Annotated in this window: 18 protein-coding genes; 8 read left to right on the plus strand and 10 right to left on the minus strand. The window is 49.5% G+C overall.

The genetic code is table 11. From position 1 onward, the window contains the following. Positions 1–34 precede the first annotated feature (34 nt). The 4 genes from Q7R85_03840 to Q7R85_03855 are packed head-to-tail and all read left to right on the plus strand — an operon-like array spanning position 35 to position 3,602. The gene (locus Q7R85_03840; GenBank protein MDO8585216.1) at positions 35–700 is read left to right on the plus strand and encodes a hypothetical protein; all 666 of its coding nucleotides are present in this window, start codon (positions 35–37) and stop codon (positions 698–700) included. A gap of 11 nt (positions 701–711) precedes the next feature. Then, the gene (locus Q7R85_03845; GenBank protein ID MDO8585217.1) at positions 712–1,434 is read left to right on the plus strand and encodes a hypothetical protein; all 723 of its coding nucleotides are present in this window, start codon (positions 712–714) and stop codon (positions 1,432–1,434) included. A gap of 2 nt (positions 1,435–1,436) precedes the next feature. Further along, positions 1,437–2,468: a pilin gene (locus Q7R85_03850; GenBank protein MDO8585218.1), complete on the plus strand. Its 1,032-nt coding sequence runs from the start codon at positions 1,437–1,439 to the stop codon at positions 2,466–2,468. Between the two features lie 21 nt (positions 2,469–2,489). Further along, positions 2,490–3,602, plus strand: a complete 1,113-nt coding sequence (locus tag Q7R85_03855; GenBank protein MDO8585219.1) for a hypothetical protein — start codon at positions 2,490–2,492, stop codon at positions 3,600–3,602. Positions 3,603–3,709: 107 nt separating this feature from the next. On the opposite strand, the gene Q7R85_03860 is transcribed toward Q7R85_03855, so the two are convergent. Genes Q7R85_03860 through rpmH form a run of 4 tightly spaced genes read right to left on the minus strand, consistent with a single transcriptional unit; the run spans position 3,710 to position 5,302 of the window. Further along, on the minus strand, positions 3,710–4,138 hold the full coding sequence (locus Q7R85_03860) for a R3H domain-containing nucleic acid-binding protein (GenBank protein ID MDO8585220.1): 429 nt from the start codon (positions 4,136–4,138) through the stop codon (positions 3,710–3,712). Beyond that, the gene (locus Q7R85_03865; GenBank protein MDO8585221.1) at positions 4,101–4,814 is read right to left on the minus strand and encodes a YidC/Oxa1 family membrane protein insertase; all 714 of its coding nucleotides are present in this window, start codon (positions 4,812–4,814) and stop codon (positions 4,101–4,103) included. The genes Q7R85_03860 and Q7R85_03865 overlap by 38 nt, the downstream gene beginning before the upstream one ends. A gap of 12 nt (positions 4,815–4,826) precedes the next feature. Beyond that, positions 4,827–5,159, minus strand: a complete 333-nt coding sequence (rnpA, locus tag Q7R85_03870) for a ribonuclease P protein component (GenBank protein ID MDO8585222.1) — start codon at positions 5,157–5,159, stop codon at positions 4,827–4,829. A gap of 8 nt (positions 5,160–5,167) precedes the next feature. Then, on the minus strand, positions 5,168–5,302 hold the full coding sequence (gene rpmH / locus Q7R85_03875; protein MDO8585223.1) for a 50S ribosomal protein L34: 135 nt from the start codon (positions 5,300–5,302) through the stop codon (positions 5,168–5,170). A 421-nt stretch (positions 5,303–5,723) separates the two neighbouring features. Here rpmH and dnaA point away from each other — a divergent pair, with 421 nt between their 5' ends. After that, entirely contained in the window at positions 5,724–7,088 is a 1,365-nt protein-coding gene (gene dnaA / locus Q7R85_03880) for a chromosomal replication initiator protein DnaA (GenBank protein MDO8585224.1), read from the plus strand. 260 nt (positions 7,089–7,348) lie between these two features. Then, positions 7,349–8,464, plus strand: a complete 1,116-nt coding sequence (gene dnaN / locus Q7R85_03885; protein ID MDO8585225.1) for a DNA polymerase III subunit beta — start codon at positions 7,349–7,351, stop codon at positions 8,462–8,464. A gap of 72 nt (positions 8,465–8,536) precedes the next feature. On the opposite strand, the gene Q7R85_03890 is transcribed toward dnaN, so the two are convergent. The 6 genes from Q7R85_03890 to Q7R85_03915 form a co-directional block, all read right to left on the minus strand. Continuing rightward, positions 8,537–10,924: a PBP1A family penicillin-binding protein gene (locus tag Q7R85_03890; GenBank protein ID MDO8585226.1), complete on the minus strand. Its 2,388-nt coding sequence runs from the start codon at positions 10,922–10,924 to the stop codon at positions 8,537–8,539. 92 nt (positions 10,925–11,016) lie between these two features. Then, positions 11,017–11,169 (minus strand): hypothetical protein, encoded by a 153-nt coding sequence (locus tag Q7R85_03895; protein MDO8585227.1) that lies wholly within the window; start codon positions 11,167–11,169, stop codon positions 11,017–11,019. 169 nt (positions 11,170–11,338) lie between these two features. Next, positions 11,339–11,824, minus strand: coding sequence for a crossover junction endodeoxyribonuclease RuvC (gene ruvC / locus Q7R85_03900; protein ID MDO8585228.1), 486 nt, complete (start codon positions 11,822–11,824; stop codon positions 11,339–11,341). 119 nt (positions 11,825–11,943) lie between these two features. After that, positions 11,944–12,474, minus strand: a complete 531-nt coding sequence (locus Q7R85_03905; protein ID MDO8585229.1) for a YebC/PmpR family DNA-binding transcriptional regulator — start codon at positions 12,472–12,474, stop codon at positions 11,944–11,946. A gap of 101 nt (positions 12,475–12,575) precedes the next feature. After that, entirely contained in the window at positions 12,576–12,896 is a 321-nt protein-coding gene (locus Q7R85_03910) for a hypothetical protein (GenBank protein MDO8585230.1), read from the minus strand. 36 nt (positions 12,897–12,932) lie between these two features. Then, a complete protein-coding gene (locus tag Q7R85_03915; GenBank protein MDO8585231.1) occupies positions 12,933–13,370 on the minus strand; it encodes a hypothetical protein in 438 nt (145 codons plus the stop codon). A 160-nt stretch (positions 13,371–13,530) separates the two neighbouring features. Here Q7R85_03915 and Q7R85_03920 point away from each other — a divergent pair, with 160 nt between their 5' ends. Next, on the plus strand, positions 13,531–15,198 hold the full coding sequence (locus Q7R85_03920) for a GspE/PulE family protein (GenBank protein MDO8585232.1): 1,668 nt from the start codon (positions 13,531–13,533) through the stop codon (positions 15,196–15,198). A gap of 528 nt (positions 15,199–15,726) precedes the next feature. Continuing rightward, positions 15,727–16,175: AAA family ATPase (locus Q7R85_03925; protein MDO8585233.1), on the plus strand; the 449-nt coding region annotated here is incomplete at its 3' end.

Here is a 16,175-nt window from a genome sequence, read left to right on the forward strand (position 1 = left end):
TATTCGCTGAGCTTGTCGAAGCGATACATTATTTATGGAAGACGACGAACCCAAAATATCGCAAGTGGAGTCGTTTATTATTATCAGCATTCTCGCCGGACTCGATGTCGCCGACATCGCGCTCCTCGCGTTCGGACTTCCCGACTTTTTTATCCTTGATATCTTCGCATTTCCTCTTACGCAGTTATACTTTAGAATGAAAGGGGTAAGGGCGAATTACGCGCTCATTGGCAACTTGGGCGAATTACTGCCGTATATTGATAAGTTGCCGATGCGCACCATTGGCGCAATCGCGACAATACGCGCCGCCAACCATCCGGAGGGACTCGTCAGTGAAGCGGTGAATATCGGTGGCGCGGTCGTCCGCAAAAAACTGCAAACGGCGCACAAGGTGAGTGATGCGACGGCTACGGAATCGGAGGGACAGCTAAAGGTAATACGAGCTGCCGCGGGTACAACTCCTTCTCAAGCCCCAAGCGCTGAAGCACAAAACGCGGAGCGCCTTGCCACGGAAGCGCGCCGCAACGCCGATGAGGCAAAAGAAAAATTCCGGAATTTTGAGATGCTGCGCCAAAAAGCGGCGATTGAACGGAATGTTTCACCCGAGGTGCCGGAAGAAGAGCAAAAGGAAGGGAATAGCGACAACGTGATACGTCCGCCCTTCGGAGAGGAGCAAGGGGATTCCAAAGAAGCAGCGTAGCAAAATTTCAGATGGCAAATTTCAAATTTCAAATAATGCGTGGTAGGGGTGTAAGCGCCGTGTTTGTTTTGCTTTCTTGCTTTATTGCTTTCTTGCTTTATTTTTCTCCCGCGCACGCGCAAACCGTCGCAGCGCCGAATTTTTTCGTCACCTGGCGGTCCGGCGCGTATGTTGAAAGCGCTTATCAAGGAAAGATTCTTCCCACCGCCGGGGCGCCGCTCACGATTGCATTTGAACTTATTGACGGCGGTAAACTCGCCAACCTTTCCAAAACCATGATCCGGTGGATCAAAAACGACAAAATCGTCCAATCCGGCATCGGACTCCAAACCGTTACTATTCCCACAAGCCCCATAGCCGACCGGGACGAGATACGTATTAAGATTGTTGTGTCACAATATAAGGGAGCGGACCTTCCGCACAGTTTTGTGCTTCCGGTCGCGGCACCGGAGGTCGTCATCCGAGCGCCTTTTGTCAATCGCTTTATACCGACAGGGACCCAAACACTGCGCGCGCTTTTCTATTATTGGAATACCGACCGCGCCGGCACACTTATCGCAAACTGGTCTTTGCAAGGCGAACGCTTAACCACAAGCGGTGGGAACCGCGCCGCAACCATCACCCTCCCTCAAAGCGCTGCCGGACAATCCTTGCATCTTACGGTTTCCGCGACAAACGAAGCGGATAACCTTGAGCTCGCAAGTGCTTCTCAAACACTAACCATCGCTCAATAATTATGACTACTGTGTTTTTAAAGTTGTTCTCCGCGACTGCCCACGCCCAAAACGCCGAGTACACATTAAATTACAAATTCCCGGGCCAGGAGCAGGTTATTTCGAACCCTTCGCAGTATGTAAACACGCTTTTTCAGTTCGGTTTGGGCATTGTCGGGTTGGTCGCGTTAGGATTTGTTGTATACGGCGGCATCCGGTATATCCTTTCGGCCGGAAATCCGTCACAACTTTCCGATGCCAGAAGCCAGATGCTTTCGGCAATCATCGGCATAGGCCTCCTCTCCTCGGCGTATCTTATCCTTAACGAAATCAACCCTGAGCTTCTGAATTTGTCGGCGCTGGAAACTAATCCGTTATTAAAAGAATTAAAACCGGGAGTTGCGTTTAATTATGCTTTTCTCAAAGGAGAATGGGATAAGGCTGGCGCAGGCCTTGCTGGAATCCAGGCGCATATGGACGATATTAAAAAACGCGATACCGCGGCGTACAAAGCGGCTCTTTCTCAGATGTCCGATGCGCAGCGCCTTACATACTTCAAAGGGTTAGACCCGATTGCGCAAAAAAATTTCGTTGTAACGCTTTCGGCTTTAGGAATTCCGTTTGGCGGGCTTGTTACACAACTAAACACCAATGAAACAACTGGGACTTATGAGAGTATGCAGGGGAGTTCCGAGCAGACAGCTTTTCTGCACAAGCTTACTCCTACCCAAACAACCGCTTTGTACTACAACTATGACGCCCAGCACCAGAAATATCTTTTAGCCCAAATGTCTGATGCTCAATACACGCCACTTTACAACAACTTCTTAGCCGAAGACAAGGCCGCCGCCGCCGAAGGAAAGGAGTCAAATCATGCGCGAGACTTCCTTCAACAAGTTAGTGGATATTACGATAACGATCTCAGAACACATATCGTTGTCGAGATTTATAAAAATACAGCCGACGGCGACAAACCGAAGTTTCTCACCGCTTTACGCGCCATTGACAGCAACCTTGCCTCAAATATTAGCGTTGCTCTTAGTGATGACGAATAAGTTGCTAATGCACTCATTTATATGCGCGCTGCTTTAAAAATATTTTTTATTCTTGCTCTCGTTGTTGTCGTCCTCGGGGGTGGATACTTAATTTATCGTTATATTTTTAAGGGTACTCTTCCGCTCGCACAGTCGCCTGTGGCGCAAGCTCCGGCAACAACTACTCAAACGCAACAAGCCCAGGGCGTCAAACTCTTCAGCCAGCAACTTATTTTTGACTACTGGGTGAACACCAAAACAAATGCGGTGTATATAGTGACTCCGGAGGGAAAAATTATAAAAACATTTGGTGACGGCCGTGAGGAGGTAGTAAGCAGTCAGACACTCGGGGGATTACACCGTGTTGATCCCGCGCCGGATGGTATGCGCGCGCTTGTACAATTCAGCTATCCCTCAAGCGATATATTCGCCGTTTTTGATACCGAAACAAAAAGCTGGGAGCGGCTTCCGGCTGGCACGGTGATGGCAACACTTGACCCGACGGGACAAAAAATCGCTTATGTGCGCCGCAACAATGGCGTAAGCTCGCTTTTTATTCTTTCACTTGCGGACAAGAAAACCGTTGAGGTGTTGCGGCTTGCCGTTGTTGACGGACTGCTTTCGTGGAAAGGCGCCGATGAAATTACTGTTTTGCCTATCCCAGAGGCGCGTTTTAGCGCGAACGCGCTTACTGTGAACATCGCGAAAAAATCCGTCCGCAAAGTTAACCTCGGTGCGATGTTTCTGCAAAACACCAACGGATCGCTGGGGTTAAAACTCTTACCTCCCAACGGAAGCCCCGCTGAGCTCCGCGTCGTGCGTGCCAATGATGGATTTGAACGCCAATTAACGTTTATCACCATTCCTTCAAAATGCGGGTTTGACGGTGTCGCGGCGCTCTATTGTGGCGTGCCGATTGAGTTTCCGAGCAGGAGCGTGATACCCGATGATTACCTGAAGGAATCTTTCTTCTCGCGCGACGCGCTCATCAAATATAGCTTCGCGACCGGAGATGAAGAGGAGTTAATTGACCCCGCTCTTCAAACGGTTGACATTGACCACCCCACCGTCAAAGGCAAACAACTGCTCTTCAAAAACCGTTATGATGAGAAGTTGTATGCGTTGGAGCTGCCGGTGGAGGCAAAGAAGCAATAAAGCAAAGAAGCATGTAAGCAATGACTGACAAGCAAAACTCCTCCGATGGCTATCGGAGGAGTTTTGCTTTGCTTCACTGCTTCGTTGCTTTATTGCTTCTTGTTCCGTTAAATCGGCTTCACGATCACGTACCGTTCGCCGCCGACGCCGACACTTTCAGTTTTCACATCCGGTCTGACCCCTAGTTCAGTATGCACCAATCGGCGCTCGTACGCGTTCATCGCGGGTAACGCCACCTCGGCTTTAGAAATCACCGCTTTGCGCGCCGCGGCCTTCGCAATTTCCACAATCAAACGCTCGCGCTCTTTGCGATAGTTATTCACGTCCACAAACACATAGTCGGCGTCTTCTTTTTTCGCTGAAAGCCGCAATACGTGCTCCAAATCCGTCACCACCTTCGGCACCCAGGGTTTAAACCACTCACCTTCGTTGATGAAAATACGCAAACGCCGGCCTTCCGGCTCGGCATCCACGCTGAAATCGGAAAACCCCATCAGTTCAAGTAATTTTTTGGTCCTGTTGAGTATTACTTCCATATACGCTTTTGTTGATATATATCTGCTGCACGAGCGAAAACACGGACGCAGTAAGCCAGTAAAGTCCCACTGCCGCCGGAAGCGTGAAGAGTACCATCACCGTCAGCACCGGCCCCAAGAACACCATTTTCCGCGCTATATCCTGGGCGCTTCCGTCTTGTTTTGGCACGCTTGCAAGTCCTTGGTAGTACTGCACAATCGCTGCCAAAACTACAATGAGTATACTGCGCTTTCCTAAATCAATCAAGCCCAGCGACACCGTGTTCATGTGTCCCGGGTTTGCGATGAATGCATAGAGATCCACAAGCGCCGTGTCTGCGAATCCTTTTAAAAATACTTGGTAAAGCGCGATCAGCACCGGAAGTTGAGCAAAAAGCAACAAGAAGCTTGAGAATGGGTTCACGTTGTGTTGACGATACAGCTCCATCATCGCCTGCGCCTGACGCTCTTTATTCTCTTTGTGCTCATGCTGAATTTTCTTCAGCTCGGGCTGAATTTTCTGCATGATTGCCTGATTTTTAAAACTTTTATAGAACAATGGGAAAAGAATGAAACGGATCGCGATGGTGAGCAAAATAATCGCCAAACCGACATCACGAAAGGCGATGGTGTTATAGAAAAACACGAGCCCGTTAAACAGTGGTTGGTAGAAGATGGAGTGAAAGAGGGAGGACATAAGGGGTAGTATCTAGTATTTAGTATCTAGTATTGCGGATAGCTCGGCTTGCAGTTCTGCCTTGGTTTTGTTTTGCGCTCCTGGCTGCACTATACACATATAGTCAGCGATGGGGAGATTGGGCAGCGCTTTGCCGAACATATCATACGCTTGGCGTTTAATGCGGTTGCGCGCAGTGGCGCGCGCGTCTACTTTTTTTCCGATTACCACACCAACGCGCGCGCAATCCGCGGTAGATGGGTATGCTTTAACGGCAAATGAGGCGCTCCGCTCCACATGCGACGGTTTTTGACGCGCGTGAAGCGGAAACGCCTCAGTTGTCAGGCGAAACTTCTTTGCCAGCATAATGGAATCTATTTCGTCAGCTTTGCGCGTCCTTTCTGACGGCGCTTCCGCAGCACGCGGCGTCCGCCGAATGTCCGCGAGCGCTTCAAGAACCCGTGCGTTCTTGCCCTTTTTCTTTTTTTAGGTTGATATGTTCTTGACATTACTTTCTATAGTACCAGAATGAGAGCAAGGAAGGCAAGCCCCGGGGAGAAGTAAGACGTAAGAAATAAGAAGTAGGGTTGAGAAATAAAATTTTTTTCTTTGCTTTTCTTACCTCTTACTTCTTATATCTTATTTCTTTGCGCCGGAGTTATCCACAGGCCATACACAGTCGTAGATTTCTTTTATGGTTGCGATTCGCCTAGGACAGTTTACACTTAACTTGTAGATATACTGCGTAATTCCTTTTTGACCAATAGACCTACCGCGTAATTTCTTTTCTACTCCAATGCAAAAATCATGGCTGCAACTTGTCAAAAAAAGCTCACAAGATACGGTGTATATTGCTCGCTTTTTTTGACTGCGTTTCGCCTATGATTTTTGCATTTCGTAACGAAAATAATTACACAGTAGGTCTAATACATGAAAGATCCTAACGAACTTTGGAAGTTGGTGTTAAATGAAATGGAGCTTCAAGTCTCACGGCCAAACTTTGTTACGTGGTTAAAACACAGTCAATTGGTTCATTTTAACGAAGGGGTCGCGCTCGTCGGCCTTCCAAACGCATTTTCAAAGGAATGGGTGCAAAGCAAATACCATAAGTTGATTTTGGGTATTTTACGCACCAATGAGGACTCTATCAAGAACGTCTCGTATGTTGTCCAGCTCGCAAACACGCCGCAAATGCCGGTTGCCGCCCGCGTAGCCGTTGAAACAACCCTAAGCCCCCAACTCACCTTCCCGGAGCTCCGCATTGACCAGGAAACAAACCTTAACCCGCGCTATACGCTGGAATCGTTTGTGGTTGGAAAAACAAACGAGCTCGCGTATGCCGCGGCAAGCGCGGTTATTGAAGATATCGGCAAGAAATATAATCCGTTGTTTATCTACGGCGGAGCAGGGTTGGGAAAAACGCATTTAATTCAAGCCGTGGGCAATGAAATTAAGAAACGTTATCAAAACCGCGTGCGTGTGCGGTATGTACACTCGGAAAAATTCACCAATGAAGTTGTTGCCGGCATTAAAAATAAACGAATGGAGGACTTGAAAGAACGCTATCGCACGGTTGATGTCCTCATTATTGACGATATTCAGTTTATTATCGGCAAAGAAATGACGCAGGAAGAGTTTTTCCACACATTTAACGCGCTTTACGAGACCAATAAGCAAATCATCATCTCTTCCGATCGTCCGCCTCGACACCTCCCGACGCTAGAGGAGCGTTTGCGCTCTCGTTTTCAGGGCGGAATGATCGCGGACATCGGATTCCCTGACTACGAACTTCGGGCGGCAATTTTAAAAACAAAACTGCAAGAACGCAACGCCTCACTTCCCGACGACATCGCTCAACTCATCGCCACAAAGGTGCAAAAAAATCTTCGCGAGCTTGAAGGAGTGTTAAACCGCATCCTTTTCCTTTCGCAAACCAAAAAACAAGAAGTGACGCTCGCCTCCGTGGAGCACATCATCAACGAGACCATTAGTCAGCCATTAAAAAACGCAAATCCGAACGTTGTTATTAAGTCGGTTGCTGATTTTTTTGAGATTTCGATTGCTGACTTAATCGGCAACAGCCGCCGCAAGGAATTTGTTGAGCCGCGCCAGGTTGCCGCATATCTTTTGCGCGACTTGCTCGACCTTTCCTACCCTTATATCGGTGAAAAACTAGGAAAACGTGACCACACTACCGCTATTTACGCATGCGTGAAGATTGAGAAGGAATTGGCAAAAAATCAAGAATTAACTCAGAAGGTTCTTTTAATTAAAGATAAAATTGAACAGGCGTAACAGCGGCTCCGGATGGGCCAATGAATAAGTTGTTGATAAGTTGAACAATAAGATGCATATGGTCTATAGAAATATTGTGCAGAAAAACATGCACCGTAACACATTCGCAAAACGCAATAACTAGCCGTCCACCTTCCCTCCACACCCGCCCTCACGTTATCCACATCGCGCGATACTCGTTTCTCTCTATGGATCCTCACCGAAACAATGATTTCCACCGAAATGATTTCCTCTAATACGACTACTAATTCTTTATATATATGAAAATAACAGTACTAAAGAACAATTTAAAAAACGGTTTGGGGTTAATTGAGCATGCCATTGCCGATAACAATAATTTGCCGGTGTTACGGAACGTACTCCTAAAAACAGCGGGTAACAAAATTCAGCTTTCGGCGACAAATCTTGAAATCGGCATTACCACATCCGTTGCCGCGAAGATCGTGGAAGAAGGCGCGCTTACTGTGCCGTTCGCGACGTTTTACAGTATCGTCTCTAATCTTCCTAATGAGCGTATTGATTGCGAAGTGAAAAACAACACACTACTTATCACCACTGACAGTTACGACGCAAAAATCCAAGGGCTTTCCGAAAGTGATTTTCCTATTATTCCCACTATTCAAACTCCAATCGCGACCATCACTATTGAAGCGGCAACACTAAACGAGGCGTTGGCTCAAGTCGCGCTCGCCGCGCAGGTTTCAGAAGTCATGCCGGAAATCAGCGGCGCGCTTTTGTGTCGGGAAAACAACGATTGTAAATTGGCGGCAACCGACAGTTTCCGCCTCGCGGAGAAAACGTTAGCATCGCACCAAGTGCAGACAAAAGAAGGATCGTCGTTTCGCGTCATTATCCCATTAAAAACCATTCAAGAGGTCCAACGCGCGTTTGCGGGAACCGGAATGGTTGATGTTGCTGTTGATGCCGCGCAAATTCTTTTCAAAAACGAGCACACCACACTTATTTCGCGCGTTATTGACGGTAAATATCCGGATTACGAACAAATAGTGCCGAAAACCAGCGAGACCGAGGTGGTTGTGGAGAAAGAACCGTTTTTGAACGCCTTAAAGCTTGTGAGCAGCTTCAGCGGCAAAGTGAACGAGGTGCGCCTTACAATCGATGGAGCAAAAAAGGTGTTGGAAGCCCACGCGGCAAACCAATTACTTGGCGAAAATAGTTATCTCATACCCGCAAAAATTAAAGGACCAAATGTTGAAGCGGTGAGTTTTAATTGGCGGTATTTATTTGACGGCCTTCGCGCCTTGCGCGGCAAGCAAGTGCTTTTTGTGCTGAACGGCAACGCCAAACCCGCGGTGTTAAGGTCGCCGGATGACGCATCGTATTTCTATATCGTGATGCCGATACGGAACGCGTAGAGTAATCGCGAACAACCCGAGTTTATTCGCATTATTACCGAGCCTGATTCGCGTTATTCGTGATTACTCTACCTACCGGAAGAGGATAATGTCCTTTTCCACCATCTTGCTGTTTCCAGCGAGAACTTTAATGTTCAAAATGTTTTGAAGTTGGGGATTCGCAACCGGTATTTCGGTGCGGTAGCGATAGGTGTAGTCGCCGGTTTTTGTGAGCATTTGACCGCTTGCAATGCTCATAAGTTGGGTATTGAAACGCAACTCAATGTTGTCGACCGGAGAAGGGGACGTGATTGTAATATCAACAATCACCGAGTTTTTAATAAACGACCCACTCACCGGTTGCTCGATGGTGAGCGTCAGCGCCCCTGCGTCGGTGGTTGATGCAATAACTTGAGTTCCTCTTGGCAGTGTTTCAATTGGGTGGGTTTTAAGCCATTCCAGCACCGGATCCTCCCAATTTTTAAATTGTGAATCTTCGTCGGGAAAGAGTGGGGCCGGACCTTGTGGATCATTTTTGTTGACGTAGTATAAAATGTCATGGACTTGGTTGTTGACGACAATATCTCCCCGTAAAGCCGGCTTCTCAACAAATGTCGGTTCCGGACGCGAGAATGTTTCCATTGGCTTATCTTTTAGCAGTTCGTCCATAAAAGCGCCCCAAATCGGCACCGCGGCTAAAATGCTACTGCCACGCTTTATCATCGGCGCGTTGTCGTTGTTTCCGGCCCAAACCCCTACTACAAACGATGGTGTGTACCCAACAGCCCATGCGTCTCGATAGTCATTTGTTGTTCCGGTTTTTAGCGCTACCTCCTGGTTGGGGAACGTGGTGAGCAATAAGCTGTTTTGGAAGAGTGGCCGGCGCAAGTCAACATCAGAAAGAATCTCGTTAATCATACGCGGGTATTGCGGGTCAATCACTTGCGTCGCCTCGTCTTTGTACTCCTCAAGTATTTTTCCGGATGCATCTTCTACGCGGAGAATAAAGGTTTGCTTGTGGTGAACGCCGTCTTGGCTGAAGGTGGCATAGGCGCCAACGAGGTCAATGGGGCGCACTTCGCCGCCGCCAAGCACCAACGACAATCCGTACCTACTACGTTCAGTGAGAGTCGTAATGCCGAAGTCGCGCGCGGTTTTCAGCACGCTATCAATGCCGGCAAGGTAGAGTGTTTTTACCGACGTTACGTTTACTGATTGGACGAGTGATTCTTTCATGCGTACCGGGCCGCGGAATTGTTCGTCAAAGTTCTGCGGTTTATAGCTTTTTTCAGGGTCTTCGGAGGTGTCGAACTCCGTTTCTAAATCAAACAGGATTGTGTCCGGCGTAAAACCTTTTTTGAATGCCGTAAGATACGCGAATGGTTTCATTGTTGAGCCCGGCTGACGGAGGCCCTGCGTGGCCACGTTGAAATTTCCATCAATCGTCGCGTCAAAATAATCGCGCGACCCGACCATCGCGAGGATTTGTCCGGTGCGCGCGTCTTGGGCGACCAACGCCGCATTCTTTCCCGAATACAGCTCTTCGTTGCGTTTTGCTCCTTCCATAACCACACGCTCCGCGGCTTCCTGGAGTTTTGTGTCCAGCGTTGTAGTTACTTTTAATCCCGCGGTGCGCACAAATTCTTCGCCGTATTGCGTGTTTAAGTAATCCTGCACCGCCATCACGAAATGCGGCGCGGCAATTTGCGTGATTTGCTGCGTAAACTCAACAGACGCCTCCTTTGCTTTCGCGGCTTCGTCGGGCGCGACAAAACCAATGTCGGCCATGCGCTGTAATACTAAATCTTTTCGCCTCAGTAATTCGTCTTTGTGGTTGCCCCACGGCGAGTAGTAGCTTGGGGCGCGAGGCAGGCTGGCGAGCACGGCAATTTCCGGCAAAGACAACTCCTTCGCGGATTTTCGGAAATAGGTTTGACTTGCCGCTTCAATGCCGTACGCATTCGCGCCGTACGGGATTTGATTAAGATATAAGTCAAGAATTTTATCTTTGGCATATTGGCTTTCCAAGCGGAACGCTAACGCCAATTCTTTCAGCTTGCGTGAGATGGTTTTTTCAGGAGTTAAAAAAGCGTTTTTCGCGAGTTGTTGCGTGATGGTGGAAGCGCCCTGCGCCAAGCGCCTTTCGCGGATGTTTACCAGCATCGCACGGACGATAGATTTCCAATCCAACGCCGCGTGCTCGTAAAAACCCGCGTCTTCAATGGCGATCGTCGCTTTTTTTGCGAGCTCGGGAATCGCGCTAAACGGAATAACCGTCCGATTTTCTTCGCCGTGAATTTCGTACAGCAATGCCGCGCCCTCGCGGTCATAAATCTTGCTTGATTGCGCGACTTTTCTGCTGTCAAACGTGGCGGGATCCGGAAGATTTTTGCTGATATAAATAAACGTCGCAATGCCAAAAACAGCTCCTGCCGCGGCGAGCGCGATGCCGATACCGAGAATGTATTTTACTGTTCGCATGTGTCTTTATCATACATCAAATCCCCGCTTCAGCTTTAAACTACAAAACTCCGCTAAAGGGAGTTTTGTAGTTTAGAACCTCGCGCAGAGTTCTAGTATGCGCTTTCTTCTTCCTCTTCCTCGTCGTCTTCAAGGTCGCTATCGCCGAGCTCTTCCTCCTCTCCTTCTTCTAACTCCGCGTCCTCATCGTCGATGAGTTCGTCGTCGTCCTTCTTCGTGGCCATGGTGATAGTTTTCTTTTTCATAATATTAACCTTTGATTTTATTGCGGCGAGAAGCCACTTATTTAATAACAAAAACAGTGTATCGGCGCACCGCAACCTTTGTCAATAGGGAGTAATCGCGAATAATGCGAATGGCGGTAAATAATGCGAATTAAACACTAACCTAAAAAAGAACCCTTTTTAATTATTCTCATTTTGCGCGCATATCAAATTTATACCGGTGCGCGCCGGTGATGGCAATTGCCAGCGCGTCGCTTACGTCATCCGGGCCTTTAATAACGGTCAAACCGAGAATTTTTTTTACCATTTTTGCTACCGCGATTTTGTCCGCGGCGCCATTGTTTGTCACCGCTAGCTTTACTTCGCCTGGACCGTATTCAAAAAGCGGAATACCCGCTTCAAGTATAAGCAGACAAATAGCGCCACGGGATTCCGCCACCACGATCCCGGTTTTTTGGTTTGTAGAGAAATACAGCTTCTCAACCGCCACAATATCGGGCGCGCTTTGTTTAAGCAGCGCGCGCATTTCCCGCGCGAGCGCGAGCAGTTTTTCGTGCGGGTCTTTTTGGCGCAACTCAATAAGGCCGTGCGTGATGGCGACAAGACGTCGGCCGTCATCGGTGATAAGGCCGTAACCGATGCGCGCACTTCCGGGATCGATGCCGAGGATCTTCATGGGCTCAAATGTAGTATAGAGTATCAAGTATACAGAAGACAGTATGGGAACACGGTGCTCGTGCTATAGTGAGCCCTTCGCATACGCTCTTCTCAATACTCAATACTTGATACCCGGGTTTACTCCGCGTTCGTGGAAACCCTCTGCACGTCTCGGTGTTCTTCCAGCGCATCAACTAATACGGATAGCTTTTCTACGTTTTCATCGGAAATAGCCTGCGGGAACTTCGCAATGCGTTCGGCACCGTATTGCGGCGGTTCAAATGCCCATTGCACGCTTCCCATGGCGCCCATTTTCCCTTCATGAAGTGCGAGTAAGTGTTTGATTTCAGCGATGGTGCGGTTGTGGCTGTCGGTTAAGGCATCAATAATGAGCGCTACTCCTTCGGGGCCATACGCTTCAATCACCAACTCCTCCATTGGTTTTTCCTCGCCGGCTTTTGCAACGGCGCGGGCGATGTTATCGTTTGGGACATTGTCGGCTTTTGCGGATTCAATAGCGCTGCGCAATCTGGGATTAAAATCCGGATTTGGTTCGGTGACGGCAGCAGCCGCAATCGCGCGTAAATGCCGCGAAAAAACCACCGCTTTCTTTTTGTCGGTGATGCCTTTTTGGTGTTTGATCTGACTCCATTTTGAATGACCGGACATATGTTATAAGTCCAATAAGACTTATAAGTCCAATATGACTTATTCGTATTAAAATGAGAAGAGGCCCAAGCGATGCGCTTGCATCACTCGGGCCTCTGCGCTTAGAACTCGTGGCGTTTGACGCGCCACGCCCCCACCTCATCAGTCTTGTAGAGGCGACTCTCGGGGTCAAAGAAGTCGCCAACGCCATTCATCTGCACCACTCGCACTGTGAGCCAAGCCCATCCGCGAGGGAAGGGCACGAGGCAGGACCTCCCCGGAGGGACGGTCACGCCGCTCATCCCGCCACCGAAGACGGTGACGTTCGTGTCGGTGTCGTTCGTGACCACCACGCCACACTCCTCGCTCGTTGCCGCGACCGGCGTCGAAAGGCGAACGGTGAGAGCGAACACCGCTATCACGACCGTAAGTACCCGATTCATGTCTTCCTCCTTGAGAAAAGAATCACAGAAGCAATGCTACCGACAGTTCCAGTGCCCGTAGTGCCAGTGATCCGAGTGGACGTCGCAGTCGTGGACCATCCAGATGTCCCTGTGGGCCGTTTGTGGTGCGACGGAGACGCTTTGGAACTGCGCTCCACCAATAAGCTTGCCGTTGCGGTACACCTCCGCCCAGATGAGGACGGTGTCGGAGCGGTTGTATGAGAGGTTTTTCGTGTCCACCACCCAGCTTTCGCCTGGCGGAAGCATAGGGCTTGAGACCACTCGTGCCGTGATCCCGGTGGACGTCCCACCGAGTTTCTTCACGACGATCGAGCAGTCGCTCGTGCAGTTCGTGACCACCACGCCGTCCGGTTCCTCAATGACCGAGAGGCCGGTGAAGTGGATGGTCCCGCATCCCGTGAGGAATGCGGCAGGGACGATCATGATGAGCAGCGCCAACGTGAAGTTCCTCATGCGAGGATCTCCAAAAGAGTGTTGGGAAGGTACAAAAACTACGCTAAAAGTATAGCATATCGCTATAACTTTGTCAATAGTCGTCTTGCGGTATAAAAAAATACCCGTTACGCTGATGGTAATAAGAGGTGGCTTTAAGAATACGTTACGAGTTCTGCTTATGATTTCCGCCACTGACGAAAAATTGGCGCAGATGCGCCGCGAAGCGGAAGAACGCGATGCCGAGCGACGGGCTGCAACGCTTGGCTTGCGGTATATTGACCTTGCAAAGTCCCCATTCGAAGTTGATGCCTTGCGGTTGGTGCCCGAAGATGAGGCGCGCAGCGCAAAAGTTGCCCCCATTCATGCGAAAGGCAAACGCGTGACGCTTGCGGCAATTGACGGCTCTGTCGTCGCGGTGCAGACGATTGTGAAGCGGCTCACCGACGACGGTTACGCAGTGGAGGTCGTCATTGGTTCGCTTTCAGGCCTGCTCCATCTTTGGGAGTCCTATCAATATTTACCGAAAGAGGCGGTACAGATTACCGGAAAGATTGTGATTGTGGGAGACGAGCTCGCAAGAGCGCGCGCGTCATTTAAGGTACTCGCTCATGTGCGCGACGCCCTTTTGGCGTATGACCCGAAAGCCGCGAGCATCGCCGAGGTGCTCAATGAGGTGCTTTTGGGCGCGCTGGTACAGCGCGCATCAGATATTCACATTGAACCGGGAGACGATCATGTTCGCCTGCGCTATCGCATTGACGGATTACTCCACGACATCATGTTGGATTTTCCGAAAGAACCCTATGCGCGGCTCATGTCCCGCATCAAACTGCTTTCCAAGTTGAAGCTCAATGTGACCTCTGAGCCACAAGATGGGCGTTTTTCGCTGGTGCTTCCAGAAGGAAAAGAAATTGAAATCCGCGTTTCGGTGATTCCCTCGGAATACGGCGAAACCGCGGTGCTCCGCGTGCTCTATCAGGACGCGCTCGTGATGAGCTTGGATTCACTTGGGCTCCGCGCTGATGATCTGGTGATACTAGAAGAAGAGCTGCAGGCGCCGAACGGCATGATTTTAAACACCGGACCGACCGGCTCCGGCAAAACAACCACTCTTTACGTATTCTTGCGCCACAAGCAGAGCGCAGAAATGAAAATCATCACCATTGAGGATCCTATTGAGTATCATTTAGAAGGCATCGAGCAAACCGGAGTTGATCGCGAAGCGGGGTATGATTTTGCTTCCGGGTTGCACTCCATTATGCGGCAAGACCCCGATGTTATTTTAGTCGGTGAAATCAACGATAAGGAAACCGCGGACATCGGCATCCAAGCGGCGCTTACGGGGCATCTCGTGTTCTCCACCATTCACGCGAACGACGCGCCCGGCGCCATTCCTCGGCTTATTGATTTGGGCGTGAAGCCAGCGAGCATAGGGCCGGCGCTAAACCTTGTGATTGCGCAACGGTTGCTGCGGCGCTTGTGCCCCGAGTGCCGCGTCTTGGCACCGGTAGGTGATGCCACAAAAACAAAAATTAAGGCATTTATCGCGGCGCTTCCGAAGCGTGTCCAAAAACCGGCGCTTGAAATGGCAGCGCTTTATGAAGCAAAGGGATGTGACGCGTGCGGGGGGATTGGCTACCGCGGCAGAGTCGGCTGTTTCGAGCTTTTCCGTGTGGACGACGCGGTGGAGAAGGCGATTAATACCGATCCCAGCGAGGTGCGGCTACAGGAATTGGCGGCCGGGCAGGGAATGACGACGGTGCAACAGGACGGAATCCTCAAAGCCCTTCAAGGACTGACAACGCTGGAGGAAGTGCAGTCGGCGACGGGCAAAATCAAGTGGTAGAGTGTTCACGAATATCGCGAATAGGGCGCTAAAAATAACGCGAATACAGAAAAGAAGATAGAAGTTATTTTAAATGGTGTTCTTCGGTGTTCGCATTCGCGTTATTAAGCCGAAATATTCGAGATATTCGTGAGTACTAAACATTGACAACAAAAAATCGCCTCCAATGATCTGTGGGCAAATCCTCGCGATAAATCGCGAGACAGATGTGAATAACTCTTTCAATTTAAAGTTAAAAGAGGTTAGAATGCCTTTGAGGAATGGCCAAGCCGAAACCGAGCCACCCGAACTAAAAGGGATTCCCTGCCCACAGATCATTTGAGGCGATTACACCAACTAGCAGCCATTCTAGCATAGGGGTTTTGGTTTGTCAATAGGGCGTGTAGTTTTCACGAATATCGCGAATTGGGTGCTAAAAATAACGCGAATATAGGAAAAGGGATAAAAGTTATTTTAGATAGTGTTCTCCGGTGTCCGCATTCGCGTTATTAAGCCGAAACATTCGAGATATTCGTGAGTATTAAATATATGAATAACGAAAAACAGCAACAACCGGACGAAATGACCCTTGACGCGGCGCTCCGGCCGACAACGTGGGGCGAATACATCGGTCAGGAGAAGACCAAGCGTAATTTGCGCGTCATGTTGGACGCTGCGAAGAAACGGAATGAGACGCCGGACCACCTGTTGTTCTACGGACAAGCGGGACTAGGCAAAACAACACTCGCATACCTTGTGGCAAAAGAATTGGGCGCGAATTTGCGCGTCACCTCCGGCCCGGCGTTGGAAAAAATGGGGGACGTCGCCGCCATTCTTTCCAATCTTGAAGCAAACGATATTCTGTTCATTGACGAAGTGCATCGGTTGAACCGGTTGATTGAAGAAGTGCTGTATCCTGCGATGGAAATGCGGAAACTGCACATGGTCATCGGCAAGGGGCCGGCGGCGCGGACGCTTTCCATTGATTTGCCGCCGTT

The organism is bacterium, from assembly GCA_030649055.1.
Lineage (GTDB): Bacteria > Patescibacteriota > Minisyncoccia > UBA6257 > JAUSGH01 > JAUSGH01.